Origin of the sequence: Aneurinibacillus soli (assembly GCF_002355375.1) — a bacterium.
Classification (GTDB): Bacteria; Bacillota; Bacilli; order Aneurinibacillales; family Aneurinibacillaceae; genus Aneurinibacillus; species Aneurinibacillus soli.
The window spans coordinates 4,072,746-4,085,000 of record NZ_AP017312.1 but is presented as its reverse complement, the minus strand read 5'-3'; the positions used below and the strand labels follow the sequence as shown (position 1 = coordinate 4,085,000).

Below are 12,255 nucleotides of genomic sequence, written 5' to 3'. Positions count from 1 at the left end.
GTGTGGGTAGCGGAGAAATTCCAATCGAACTCGGAGATAGCTGGTTCTCCCCGAAATAGCTTTAGGGCTAGCCTCGGATGCCTGTACTGGAGGTAGAGCACTGATTGGACGCGGGCCCCTCGCGGGGTACCAAATTCAGTCAAACTCCGAATGCCAGATACAGTCGGTCCGGGAGTCAGACTGCGAGTGCTAAGATCCGTAGTCAAAAGGGAAACAGCCCAGATCACCAGCTAAGGTCCCTAAATCTACGCTAAGTGGGAAACGATGTGGAGTTGCCCAGACAACCAGGATGTTGGCTTAGAAGCAGCCACCATTTAAAGAGTGCGTAATAGCTCACTGGTCGAGTGACTCTGCGCGGAAAATGTAACGGGGCTAAGCGTAGTACCGAAGCTGTGGATTGACACCGTTGGTGTCAGTGGTAGGGGAGCGTTCCTGCAGCAGTGAAGTCAGACCGGAAGGACTGGTGGAGCGGCAGGAAGTGAGAATGCCGGTGTAAGTAGCGAAAAGAAAGGTGAGAATCCTTTCCGCCGAAAGCCTAAGGGTTCCTGAGGAAGGCTCGTCCTCTCAGGGTTAGTCGGGACCTAAGCCGAGGCTGAAAAGCGTAGGCGATGGACAACAGGTTGAAATTCCTGTACTACCTCCACTCCGTTTGAGCAACGGGGGGACGCAGGAGGGTAGGGTGAGCAGACTGCTGGTTATGTCTGTCCAAGCAGTGAGGCGTGTGTATAGGCAAATCCGTACACTGTAACGCCAGGCTGTGATGGCGAGCGAATTATAGTAGCGAAGTCCCTGATCTCACACTGCCAAGAAAAGCCTCTAGCGAGGAGTGAGGTACCCGTACCGCAAACCGACACAGGTAGGCGAGGAGAGAATCCTAAGGCGCGCGAGAAAACTCTTGCTAAGGAACTCGGCAAAATGACCCCGTAACTTCGGGAGAAGGGGTGCCCCGGTAGCGTGTCAAAGCGCGAGGGGGCCGCAGTGAAAAGGCCCAAGCGACTGTTTAGCAAAAACACAGGTCTCTGCGAAGCCGCAAGGCGAAGTATAGGGGCTGACGCCTGCCCGGTGCTGGAAGGTTAAGGGGAAAGGTTAGCCGCAAGGCGAAGCTTTGAACCGAAGCCCCAGTAAACGGCGGCCGTAACTATAACGGTCCTAAGGTAGCGAAATTCCTTGTCGGGTAAGTTCCGACCCGCACGAAAGGCGTAACGACTTGGGCACTGTCTCGGCAAGAGACTCGGTGAAATCATACTACCTGTGAAGATGCAGGTTACCCGCGACAAGACGGAAAGACCCCATGGAGCTTTACTGCAGCCTGATATTGAATGCTGGTATTGTTTGTACAGGATAGGTGGGAGCCGTTGAAGCCGGACCGTCAGGTTCGGGGGAGGCGTCCTTGGGATACCACCCTGACAATGCTGGCCTTCTCACTTGCATCCCTTACCGGGATGAAGGACCGTGTCAGGCGGGCAGTTTGACTGGGGCGGTCGCCTCCTAAAAGGTAACGGAGGCGCCCAAAGGTTCCCTCAGAATGGTTGGAAATCATTCGCAGAGTGTAAAGGCACAAGGGAGCTTGACTGCGAGACCTACAAGTCGAGCAGGGACGAAAGTCGGGCTTAGTGATCCGGTGGTTCCGCATGGAAGGGCCATCGCTCAACGGATAAAAGCTACCCTGGGGATAACAGGCTTATCTCCCCCAAGAGTCCACATCGACGGGGAGGTTTGGCACCTCGATGTCGGCTCATCGCATCCTGGAGCTGAAGTAGGTTCCAAGGGTTGGGCTGTTCGCCCATTAAAGCGGTACGCGAGCTGGGTTCAGAACGTCGTGAGACAGTTCGGTCCCTATCTGTCGTGGGCGCAGGAAATTTGAGAGGAGCTGTCCTTAGTACGAGAGGACCGGGATGGACGCACCGCTGGTGCACCAGTTGTTCCGCCAGGAGCACAGCTGGGTAGCTATGTGCGGACGGGATAAGCGCTGAAAGCATCTAAGCGTGAAGCCCCCCTCAAGATGAGATTTCCCACAGCATAAGCTGGTAAGACCCCTTATAGATGATGAGGTAGATAGGTTCGAGGTGGAAGTGCAGCAATGTGCGGAGCTGACGAATACTAATCGGTCGAGGGCTTAACCAATACAACTTACGTTTCGTTTCGATTCAGTTTTGAAGGTGCTATAACACTTTCATATGGCACTATTCCGCAGTAGCTCAGTCGGTAGAGCAATCGGCTGTTAACCGATCGGTCGCTGGTTCGAGTCCGGCCTGCGGAGCCATGGCCCGTTGGAGAAGCGGCTTAACTCACATGCCTTTCACGCATGCATTCAGGGGTTCGAATCCCCTACGGGTCACCATGATATGGAGGATTAGCTCAGCTGGGAGAGCATCTGCCTTACAAGCAGAGGGTCGGCGGTTCGATCCCGTCATCCTCCACCATATTTTTACTTAAGTTGTATTGTCGCGGGGTGGAGCAGTTGGCAGCTCGTCGGGCTCATAACCCGAAGGTCGCAGGTTCAAGTCCTGCCCCCGCAACCAATTATCTTCCTAGATGCGGAGCCGTGGTGAAGTTGGAGTTCACGCTGGACTGTCACTCCGGAGGTCGCGGGTTCGAGTCCCGTCGGCTCCGCCATTTATTCACACATAATTTTATGGCTCGGTAGCTCAGTTGGTAGAGCAGAGGACTGAAAATCCTCGTGTCGGCGGTTCGATTCCGTCCCGAGCCACCATATGCCGGTGTAGCTCAACTGGTAGAGCACCTGACTTGTAATCAGGGGGTTGAGGGTTCAAGTCCTTTCGCCGGCATTAATATAATATGGAGGGGTAGCGAAGTGGCTAAACGCGGCGGACTGTAAATCCGCTCCCTGTGGGTTCGGCGGTTCGAATCCGTCCCCCTCCACCAGTTTTATTGGGGTATAGCCAAGCGGTAAGGCAACGGACTTTGACTCCGTCACTCCCTGGTTCGAATCCAGGTACCCCAGCCATTTTATAGCGAGCCATTAGCTCAGTTGGTAGAGCACCTGACTTTTAATCAGGGTGTCACTGGTTCGAGTCCAGTATGGCTCATCACTTACTATCATTGTAAGTTGGTGGATTCTTACTCGAGCGGACATAGCTCAGTTGGTAGAGCACGACCTTGCCAAGGTCGGGGTCGCGAGTTCGAGTCTCGTTGTCCGCTCCATTTATTTTCATAATGTGCCCGTAGCTCAATCGGATAGAGTGTCTGACTACGAATCAGAAGGTTGGGAGTTCGAGTCTCTCCGGGCACGCCACTTGCCGATGTGGCGGAATTGGCAGACGCGCACGACTCAAAATCGTGTTCCGTAAGGAGTGTCGGTTCGACCCCGACCATCGGTACTCATAAAAAAAGCACGTATCCTTGTCCAAGGGTACGTGCTTTTTTCTGTTACAGTATGTTTTTCAGCATTGCCTGTACGGCTGGGTTCTGAAGCAGTGTCATAATCTGGGCCATGTCCATGTTTCCGAGTGCGCCCGTTATAGGATTGTTTCCTTTGGTTTTCCGGTTTTTCTTCGCTCCTTTTTTACGGCTATTGCTTTTTGCAGGGCTATTGTTTTTTAGCAGCGATTGAACGGCTGGATTTTGCAGCAGTTCCGCTATAGTAGTTAGATCAGATGCTTTGAATCCACCACCGGTAAGGCTGGCAAGTAAGGAGCTTTTGCGGGGTTCTTCCTGATGCTTGCCGGTAAACAAACTGAATAGTGATCGGCGTGGACGATGTGGACGTTCTGCTTGGGAAGTGGCTTGCTTGTGGATTGCTGCTCTTTTTTTGGGATGACTTAATTCTTTCAACATGCCTTCGATTTTATGAATACTTTGCTTTGTTTCATTCATACGGTTTTCCATCTCGCCTATAGACTGTTCGATGCCGGTTAGACGCTGGCTACCCGAATCGGAGTGGTGTTTACGTGTCCGAATTTTTTTCTCTGCCATTTTAGCACCTCCTTTTATACGTGACGTGAAACTCACCTATCGCATCATATGTAAAGGCGGGTACAGGCGGTATAGGCTATGCACTCAGTTTCGTTTTTTATATACTTAAGTAGGTGATGTAATTACTTGTAGACGAAGAAAGAAGGATCATAACAATGGATGAACAGTATTTTTACCGTGATGTATGGGCGGAAATTGATCTTGATGCAGTAGGGGAGAATATGCGAACGTTTCGGGAGCATCTCCCAGCTGAGACGAAAATCATGGCTGTTGTAAAAGCGGATGGATATGGACATGGTGCTTTTCAGGTAGCTAATAAAGCGCTACGTGAAGGAGCGGAATGGCTTGCGGTTGCGCTCCTTGATGAAGCGCTTGAGCTGCGCATAAAGGGAATTGCCGCGCCGATTTTGGTGCTTAGTTCCTTTCCGGCTCGGGGCATTGCGTTAGCACTTGCGCATGATATCGCCATGACTGTATACCAGGTAGAGCTGCTAGAAGAGATCATACGTCAGGCAGAAGCCGCACGGAAAAAAGCACGTGTTCATATTAAACTTGATACAGGCATGGGGCGGATCGGAATTCGTGAGAAAAAAGAGCTTTCTGCGTTTGCTGCACTTTGTCAAAATGAATGGATTGAAGTGGAAGGTGTATTTACGCACTTTGCCACAGCTGATGAAGAAAATCAGGCTTATACAATGGAACAGATGAGACGTTATGAAGAGTTGGTAGCCTGTCTGGAAACAGGAGGAATCCATCCCACATTGTTGTACACGAACAACACTGCAGCTACGATGTTCTATCCACATAAAAGCCGTCATATAATCCGTCTGGGCATTAGTTTATACGGACAGTACCCGTCTCCTTATATGAAAACAACGGGTATGAAGCTACGTCCGGTATTTCAGTGGAAAGCACGTCTCAGCCACGTTAAGCGTGTGCCTGTGGGGACGAAGGTTAGCTACGGTGCCACTCATATTACAAAGAACGAGGCCGTCATCGCGACCATTCCTGTCGGGTATGCGGATGGATACAACCGACTGCTGTCGAATCGTGGGGAAGTGCTAATTCACGGACAGCGGGCTCGGATTGTCGGCAGAGTATGCATGGATCAATTCATGGTCGATGTAACAGGAATCGAAGGCGTAGCAGTTGGTGATGAAGCTGTACTGATTGGGAACCAGGGGAGCGAAGAAATTACAGTTGATGAGATGGCTGACTGGCTCTCTACGATCAATTATGAGGTTACTTGCATGGTGAGTCGGCGTGTGCCACGGGTATATGTCGAAGAAGGAATGCGGATCGCTACGTCTAACCTGTTACTGTCTAGTTTTTGTCAAGAATAGACAGCGAATCCACTGAAGTGTGCGGTTGTGACCACAAGGGAATCATGGTACAATCAGTAAGAATAAAATCCCCCTCTAAAAAGTAGCGGGGTAAGGCAGGAATTTGCCGCGATTGCTCGAATGGTAACTAAGGGAGTCGAAATCTCCCGCATTTCCGCCGTTTGCAGTATATTTTTGTCTGTCATACGACATAATGGTAATAAAATAGAACGCGGTGTTTTGAAAGCTGCTAAGCGGTTGTATAGTGTTGTTGGAGGTGCGATGGTCTTGTCGAAAATGGACACAAAGCGTATCATGATTAGCTTACCTGATCATCTTTTACAGGAAGTAGATGGTTTAGTGGAAAAAGAAAAATCGAATCGTAGCGAGTTTATCCGTCAAGCGATGAGACTGTATTTGAAAGAGCGTAAGAAGCGCCATATTCGCGAGATGATGCAGCGCGGATACATGGAGATGGCGAATATCAATCTGCATATGGCAAGTGAGGCTTTTGAGGCCGAAGAAGAAGCAGATTCAACCTTGGGACGTTTAGTGAGCGGGGTGTAGTGTGTGATTGTGAAGCGTGGCGATGTATATTTTGCGGACTTATCCCCTGTCGTGGGCTCGGAACAGGGCGGTGTAAGACCGGTTTTAGTGATTCAAAATGATATTGGAAACCGTTTTAGTCCGACAGTTATCGTCGCAGCCATTACCGCACAGATACAGAAAGCCAAATTACCTACTCATGTGGAGATCGATGCGAAGTCGTATGCATTTGATCGCGATTCCGTCATCCTTCTAGAACAAATCCGCACGATCGATAAGCAGCGGCTAACAGACAAAATCACACATCTTGATGAAGAGATGATGGATCGGGTAAATGACGCTCTCCAGATTAGTTTAGGACTTATTGATTTTTAAACGTTATTTCGTAAATAGAACGCAACATAGCTGCTGTGCATAACGGTAGCTTTTTTTCTTGCTTACAAAAGGATGGGTGCCGATGGAACGCAAAGAAATGAGTCGATTAATCGCGTCAGAGTTGCAACTGCAGGTCGGACAGGTAGAGAGAACAGTAGAGCTGTTGGATGAAGGGGCTACCGTACCGTTTATTGCCCGCTATCGTAAAGAAATGACAGGAACGCTGGATGAGAATCAAATTCGTGATATTCAAGAGCGCGTGCAGTATCTCCGTCAGCTTGAAGAGCGAAAAGAAGAAGTGATTCGACTGATTGCAGAGCAGGATAAACTAACAGATGAACTTGAGGCCAACATCCGTTCCGCTGTCAAACTTCAGCAGGTAGAAGATTTGTACCGTCCGTATCGCCAGAAGCGGCGTACACGTGCCACGATGGCTAAAGAAAAAGGACTTGAACCGTTGGCGACTTTCCTGCTTACCGCACGTTCAGGAGATGTACAGAAAGAAGCTATGCGCTATATGAATAGCGAAAAAGGTGTGAATAGCACCGAAGAAGCGCTGGCAGGTGCAAAAGATATTATCGCGGAGCAAGTAGCAGATGAGCCGGATGTGCGCAGTTGGGTACGTGATTATACAATGAAGCGCGGCATTCTCGTTACGGCGAAGAAAGAAGACGAGCCGGACGGCAAGAATGTATATGAGATGTATTATGAATACCAGGAGCCAGTCAGTCGGATGGCACCGCACCGCATACTCGCAGTTAACCGCGCCGAGCGGGAAGGCATCCTTCGCATTAAGGTAGACGTAGATGCAGCGCCGGTGCTTGAGAGGCTTGAGCGCAAGCAGATTCGCCGGGGGAGTATTGCAGCAGATGTACTCAAGGAAGCATTAGAAGACAGCTACAAGCGTCTGGTTGCTCCAGCAGTAGAGCGGGAAGTACGGAATGCGCTTACCGAAAAAGCGGAAGAGCAGGCAATTCGTATTTTTGCCGAGAACTTGCGCCAATTGCTTCTTCAGGCTCCATTGCGTGGTCGAACCGTACTTGCACTGGACCCGGCATACCGGACAGGCTGTAAGGTAGCCGTGATTGATGAGACAGGCAAGCTACTCGAAGTAACGGTGGTATATCCAACTCCACCGCAAAGTAAAGTTGCGGAAGCAAAAAAAGCGGTAACCGCACTGATCGAGCGGCACAATGTCGCCATTATTGCAATTGGGAATGGAACGGCATCACGGGAAACAGAGCAGTTCACTGCGGATATGCTGAAAGAGATCAAACAGGATGTTTCTTATATTATTGTGAATGAAGCAGGGGCTAGTGTGTATTCGGCATCTAAACTGGCGGGTGAAGAGTTTCCCAAGCTTGATGTGGCTGAGCGAAGTGCGATATCCATCGGACGTCGCCTGCAAGACCCGCTTGCCGAGCTTGTCAAAATCGATCCGAAATCAATCGGTGTCGGCCAGTACCAGCATGATGTATCACAAGGGAAATTGACGGACAGCCTGCAGTTTGTTGTCGAATCCGCTGTCAACTATGTTGGCGTAGATGTAAATACTGCATCGCCGTCGCTTTTGCAGTATGTATCAGGTGTATCGAAGCAGGTAGCCAAAAATATCGTAGCCCGCCGCGAAGAGAGTGGAAAATACCAATCTCGCAGCCAGCTAAAGGATGTGCCGCGTCTCGGCGCGAAAACGTATGAACAGTGCATTGGCTTTTTGCGTATCACGGATGGAGATAACTCGCTTGATAATACGCCGATCCACCCCGAGTCATACGGAGCAGTACACGGTTTACTCAGCAAGCTTGGACTTACTGCAGACGAAATCGGTAGTGAGGATGCACGAGAAAAGCTGCGGGGGGTAGCCGTGGAATCGATGGCAGAAGGGCTTGGCATCGGTGTGCCGACGTTGCGGGATATTCTCGCAAGTCTGCTGCGCCCGGGTCGTGACCCGCGTGAAGAGTTGCATAAGCCGCTGCTCAAAAAAGACGTGCTGGATATTAAAGACTTGCAGTCGGGTATGGAGTTGCAGGGAACGGTACGTAATATTGTAGACTTCGGGGCATTTGTAGACATCGGCTTGAAAAATGACGGGCTTGTACACATCTCGCGCATGAGCCGTCGTTTTATTAAACATCCGCTTGATGTCGTATCGGTCGGAGATATTGTAACGGTATGGGTGCAAGATGTGGATCGGAACAGAGGGCGTGTTGGCTTGACGATGCTTGCGCCAGAATAAAAAATAACAGGGGGCGAAACGGTTTAGTTTCGGCCCCCCTGTTTATCTTGATACAGAAACCAGCAGTCATTCAGCAGGAGAATCTGCCGCCGGTTTTTCGTCTGAAAGGCTTTCATCAGCTGGCGTTTGAGCCACTGGGGCATGCTTCTCTCCTCCCTTGACGGTAGGCGTCGTTTCTACCTACTGTATGCGGGAAGCAGGGGAGTTGCCACCTTTCTAGGCGTATTCGCCTTCTTCGACGAGATATTCAAGCTGTGCGTGCAGGGCACGAATCTCTGTTAGAAGCGATATAAGTGGATAGTTTTCTTCATTGAGCGCAGCAAAGCGGCGTTCAAGAGCAGCGAGATAATCGAGTCCGGACACAACCGCATACTCACTGTTATGGAGTTCAAGTTCTGTACATTCTCCGATTACAACAGGCAGGATCGGACGATCTGCTGTCGTAAGCTTATCGATTTCCTTGTGCAGGCGGCGCAGTAGGGCGACAAGCTGGTACATATAATCAGCTGGCATTGAAATGAATTCAATCCGGTTTTCATTGGATAGGATACAGTAATGCATACAACAGGTTCCCCCTTGTGTGATCTATATGTTCACAGTGTAGCGCATGTTGGGACTGTTGACAAATGGTGAAACAGAAGAGGGGAAGCGACGATGGTAGACACTGAGCTGCAGCGGCTTGTCGAAGAGATTTCCTTTACCTATTTTAAAGTTCCGTTTCGGCACCGAGCTTCCTTTAATTCACGCCTACGGACAACGGGCGGACGGTATGTGTTGCGGACGCACAATCTTGAATTTAATCCGAAGCATTACGAAACGTTCGGTATAGAAGAGTTGAAGGGTATCATTAAGCATGAGTTGTGTCATTATCATCTTCATCTGGCCGGAAGAGGGTACAAGCATAAGGATGCGGACTTTAAGCAATTGCTCCGGCAGGTAGGAGGAAGCCGCTATTGCCAGTCGCTGGGGCTATCTGTGCAAAAAAGGCGTGAACCGCGCTATGCACTTGTCTGTAAAGCGTGCGGTATGCGGTATTTGCGGCAGCGGAAGATGGATGTACGCAAATATGTGTGTGGCAAGTGCAAAGGCAAGCTGATCCTGGAGGAAGTGGAGGGGCATAAAAGATGAAGCGGCGTGATGAATTTGGATTGATTCGTCTGCTGACAGGCGGACAGCAGACACCGGATACACTGGCATCCCGTCTTGTCGTCGGCAACGGGGATGATGCAGCAGTCATGAGCGGTCGCACGGGGTATGACTGGATTGCCTGCTGCGATACAATGGTCGAACACGTGCATTTTGCCAGGCGTACGATGCGTCCATTCGACATTGGGCATAAGGCGCTGGCAGCGAATATAAGCGATATTGCCGCAATGGGTGGCATTCCTTTGTTTTATCTCGTATCGCTCGGCCTGCCTGCTTCTTTTGAGGAAGCAGAGATTGTGGAGATATATGAAGGCATGTCCCGGCTGGCCGCCACATATCATATGGCACTCGTAGGCGGCGATACCGTTGCCATTCCAGGCGATGGTCCGCTTACGATTACGGTTACGGTGCTTGGGGAAGTGGAAACAGGACGTTCGCTCACACGGGCAGCAGCAAAGCCAGGAGATCGTATATTTGTTACCGGGCCTGTAGGGAGCTCGGGAGCAGGATTGCATGCCCTGCTTGCTTGCGGAATTGACGAACTGCCGGAACGGTGGCAAACGATCGCTGAAGCACACCGTCTACCGATGCCACAGGTGACGGCGGGGCGTGTGCTAGGGGAGAGTGGAGCACGGATCGCGTTGAATGATGTGAGCGATGGGTTGGCAAGTGAGGCGTGGGAGATCGCGGAAGCAAGCAGGGCGACGCTTGTTCTAACGGAAGACACGATCCCTATAGCTGATGATGTAGTGGCATATGCAGCTGCGACCGGGCTACATGCACAGGAGTGGACATTGTACGGCGGGGAAGATTATCAGCTGATCGGCTGTGCGCCCCCAGACGAACAGGAGCGATTAACTAGGGCATTCCAAGATGCGGGGCTTTCCTTGCATTGGATCGGATATGTAACAGAGGGATTAGAACAGGTACGGATACGCCGAGCGAGTGGAGAGGAAGCATTGCTTGCGAAAAAAGGGTATAATCATTTTCAGTAAAAGGAATCAAGCTGATGGAAAGGGATGCGCACATGGCAGAGCAAACAACGTATACGTTCATAACTCGTTCAGTCGGGGAGACGCAGCGGCTTGCGGAAACAATCGGCAAGATGGCAGAGCCGGGAGATGTGCTGACGCTGTCGGGCGATCTGGGTGCAGGGAAGACAAGTTTCACGCAGGGACTTGCACGCGGACTGGGTGTGCCGGGTGTGGTGAACAGCCCCACGTTTACGATTATTAAAGAATATGCCGGGCATCTCCCGCTCTATCATATGGATGTGTACCGTATGGAAGATATGGGAGAAGATCTTGGCTTTGATGAATATTTCTACGGGGATGGTATGACGGTGGTAGAATGGCCGCAGATGATTGCAGAGCAGCTTCCGCCGGAGCGGTGCGACATCGTGATTACACGCGGGGATGGAGAGGAACGTACCTTTGTGTTCACACCATATGGTTCCCGCTATCAAATAGTATGTGAGGCGATAGCAAATGAACATCCTAGCAATTGATACGTCTACGTTCAGCCTGGGTGTGGCAGTCTCCACAGAGCAGAAAGTGCTTGGGGAGTTCTCTACAAATATTAAAAAAAACCACAGCATTCGGCTCATGCCGATGATTAGTGAATTGCTTGAGGAAGTGGAACTGACACCAACGGATCTGTCCGCCATTGTGGTAGCACGTGGCCCTGGTTCGTATACTGGCGTTCGCATCGGTGTGGCGACGGCGAAAAGTATGGCATGGTCGCTTGGCATTCCGCTGATCGGGGTATCAAGTCTTGAAGTGATCGCCTGGAATGGGATGTACTTCCCTGGTCTGATCGTGCCGCTGTTTGATGCACGGCGTGGTCAGGTGTATACAGCTGTCTATCGTTCAGGAGAAGATGGGATCGAAGTGGTGGAAGAAGAGCGTATCGTGCTTCTGGAGAATGCCCTACAAGCGTGGAGGGCACTTCCGGGAGAGCCATCGATTTTATTTCTCGGGGATGATGTGGCACTGCATCGAGAACGGATTACAGAGCAGCTTGGCAGTCGGGCTGTCTTCGCACCTGTTTCCTATTCGCTTGCGCGTGCAGCTCATCTGGCAGAAGCCGGACGGGCTGCATGGGCGGCGGGTCATACAGAGGATGTGGCGTCTTTCACCCCGGTCTATTTGCAGCTAGCGGAAGCGGAAGCTAAGTGGCTTGCTGCACAGAAAAAGTAGGTGAGGCGTGTGAAAACAGAGAAATCCGTTGTAATTCGGCGCATGGAGATGAGAGACCTAGATGACATTGAGGTCGTGGAGAAGCATTCCTTTGCGATACCGTGGTCCAGAGATTCTTTTATTAATGAAATGCAAACCAATGTCTTTGCTCGCTACCTTGTTGTGGAATCCGAGGGTAGGGTGATTGGGTATGGTGGCATGTGGCTCGTTGTGGATGAAGCGCACATTACGAATATCGCAATTCATCCGGATTTTCGTGGGCATGGACTGGGAGAGAAGCTGATGCGGGCGCTTATGTTTGTAGCGTTTGAATCAGGGGCGGCTCATATGACGTTAGAAGTTCGGCGCAGCAATACACCAGCTCAGCGACTTTATGAGAAGCTGACCTTTAAAGCAGAGGGCATTCGCCCGGGTTATTATACAGATAATGGAGAAGATGCGATCATTATGTGGGCGAATCTTTCCGGTCAATAAAAAACAGAAGCCCTGGCATGTG

The 12,255-nt window shown here is 50.7% G+C and carries 12 protein-coding genes, 13 tRNA genes and 1 rRNA gene (1 of these 26 cut by a window edge); 23 read left to right on the top strand and 3 right to left on the bottom strand.

Features of this window, described 5'->3' with window-relative positions; genetic code table 11:
• From CB4_RS20615 to CB4_RS20550, 14 genes are all read left to right on the top strand, one after another.
• Positions 1-2,124, top strand: a 23S ribosomal RNA gene (locus CB4_RS20615) (it extends 815 nt beyond the left edge of the window).
• A gap of 63 nt (positions 2,125-2,187) precedes the next feature.
• Positions 2,188-2,263, top strand: a tRNA-Asn gene (locus tag CB4_RS20610).
• Between the two features lies 1 nt (position 2,264).
• Positions 2,265-2,341: transfer RNA gene (locus CB4_RS20605), tRNA-Glu, on the top strand.
• 6 nt (positions 2,342-2,347) lie between these two features.
• Positions 2,348-2,423, top strand: a tRNA-Val gene (locus tag CB4_RS20600).
• Between the two features lie 23 nt (positions 2,424-2,446).
• Positions 2,447-2,522 (top strand) — tRNA-Met (locus tag CB4_RS20595).
• 17 nt (positions 2,523-2,539) lie between these two features.
• Positions 2,540-2,616 (top strand) — tRNA-Asp (locus tag CB4_RS20590).
• A gap of 21 nt (positions 2,617-2,637) precedes the next feature.
• Positions 2,638-2,713: transfer RNA gene (locus CB4_RS20585), tRNA-Phe, on the top strand.
• A 3-nt stretch (positions 2,714-2,716) separates the two neighbouring features.
• A tRNA-Thr gene (locus tag CB4_RS20580) sits at positions 2,717-2,789 on the top strand.
• Between the two features lie 12 nt (positions 2,790-2,801).
• Positions 2,802-2,886, top strand: a tRNA-Tyr gene (locus CB4_RS20575).
• Positions 2,887-2,893: 7 nt separating this feature from the next.
• A tRNA-Gln gene (locus tag CB4_RS20570) sits at positions 2,894-2,968 on the top strand.
• 9 nt (positions 2,969-2,977) lie between these two features.
• Positions 2,978-3,050, top strand: a tRNA-Lys gene (locus tag CB4_RS20565).
• Positions 3,051-3,089: 39 nt separating this feature from the next.
• Positions 3,090-3,165 (top strand) — tRNA-Gly (locus CB4_RS20560).
• Between the two features lie 14 nt (positions 3,166-3,179).
• Positions 3,180-3,256 (top strand) — tRNA-Arg (locus CB4_RS20555).
• Between the two features lie 3 nt (positions 3,257-3,259).
• Positions 3,260-3,341: transfer RNA gene (locus CB4_RS20550), tRNA-Leu, on the top strand.
• Positions 3,342-3,390: 49 nt separating this feature from the next.
• Here CB4_RS20550 and CB4_RS20545 read toward each other — a convergent pair.
• A complete protein-coding gene (locus CB4_RS20545) occupies positions 3,391-3,936 on the bottom strand; it encodes a hypothetical protein (RefSeq protein ID WP_096467537.1) in 546 nt (181 codons plus the stop codon).
• Between the two features lie 155 nt (positions 3,937-4,091).
• Here CB4_RS20545 and alr point away from each other — a divergent pair, with 155 nt between their 5' ends.
• The 4 genes from alr to CB4_RS20525 all read left to right on the top strand — a co-directional run bounded on the left by alr (position 4,092) and on the right by CB4_RS20525 (position 8,415).
• Positions 4,092-5,279, top strand: coding sequence for an alanine racemase (gene alr / locus CB4_RS20540; RefSeq protein WP_096467536.1), 1,188 nt, complete (start codon positions 4,092-4,094; stop codon positions 5,277-5,279).
• 261 nt (positions 5,280-5,540) lie between these two features.
• Positions 5,541-5,825: a CopG family ribbon-helix-helix protein gene (locus CB4_RS20535; RefSeq protein ID WP_096467535.1), complete on the top strand. Its 285-nt coding sequence runs from the start codon at positions 5,541-5,543 to the stop codon at positions 5,823-5,825.
• Between the two features lie 3 nt (positions 5,826-5,828).
• A complete protein-coding gene (locus CB4_RS20530) occupies positions 5,829-6,179 on the top strand; it encodes a type II toxin-antitoxin system PemK/MazF family toxin (RefSeq protein ID WP_096467534.1) in 351 nt (116 codons plus the stop codon).
• Between the two features lie 82 nt (positions 6,180-6,261).
• A complete protein-coding gene (locus CB4_RS20525) occupies positions 6,262-8,415 on the top strand; it encodes a Tex family protein (protein ID WP_096467533.1) in 2,154 nt (717 codons plus the stop codon).
• 23 nt (positions 8,416-8,438) lie between these two features.
• Here the strand turns inward: CB4_RS20525 and cmpA are convergent, their stop codons facing one another.
• Together cmpA and CB4_RS20515 are read right to left on the bottom strand one after the other, a co-directional pair.
• Entirely contained in the window at positions 8,439-8,558 is a 120-nt protein-coding gene (gene cmpA, locus CB4_RS20520) for a cortex morphogenetic protein CmpA (RefSeq protein ID WP_096467532.1), read from the bottom strand.
• Positions 8,559-8,631: 73 nt separating this feature from the next.
• Positions 8,632-8,976: a hydrolase/acyltransferase gene (locus tag CB4_RS20515; protein WP_096467531.1), complete on the bottom strand. Its 345-nt coding sequence runs from the start codon at positions 8,974-8,976 to the stop codon at positions 8,632-8,634.
• A 93-nt stretch (positions 8,977-9,069) separates the two neighbouring features.
• On the opposite strand from CB4_RS20515, the gene CB4_RS20510 reads away from it, so the two are divergent.
• From CB4_RS20510 to rimI, 5 genes are read left to right on the top strand one after another with little or no spacing between them, the layout of a single operon-like run.
• A complete protein-coding gene (locus tag CB4_RS20510; RefSeq protein ID WP_096467530.1) occupies positions 9,070-9,543 on the top strand; it encodes a SprT family protein in 474 nt (157 codons plus the stop codon).
• Positions 9,540-10,556, top strand: a complete 1,017-nt coding sequence (thiL, locus tag CB4_RS20505; protein WP_096467529.1) for a thiamine-phosphate kinase — start codon at positions 9,540-9,542, stop codon at positions 10,554-10,556. Before CB4_RS20510 ends, thiL begins: the two co-directional genes overlap by 4 nt.
• 32 nt (positions 10,557-10,588) lie before the next feature.
• Positions 10,589-11,068 (top strand): tRNA (adenosine(37)-N6)-threonylcarbamoyltransferase complex ATPase subunit type 1 TsaE, encoded by a 480-nt coding sequence (gene tsaE, locus CB4_RS20500; RefSeq protein ID WP_096467827.1) that lies wholly within the window; start codon positions 10,589-10,591, stop codon positions 11,066-11,068.
• Positions 11,049-11,759, top strand: a complete 711-nt coding sequence (gene tsaB, locus CB4_RS20495) for a tRNA (adenosine(37)-N6)-threonylcarbamoyltransferase complex dimerization subunit type 1 TsaB (RefSeq protein WP_096467528.1) — start codon at positions 11,049-11,051, stop codon at positions 11,757-11,759. The genes tsaE and tsaB overlap by 20 nt, the downstream gene beginning before the upstream one ends.
• A 42-nt stretch (positions 11,760-11,801) precedes the next feature.
• Positions 11,802-12,233, top strand: a complete 432-nt coding sequence (rimI, locus tag CB4_RS20490) for a ribosomal protein S18-alanine N-acetyltransferase (RefSeq protein ID WP_096467826.1) — start codon at positions 11,802-11,804, stop codon at positions 12,231-12,233.
• Positions 12,234-12,255 lie beyond the last annotated feature (22 nt).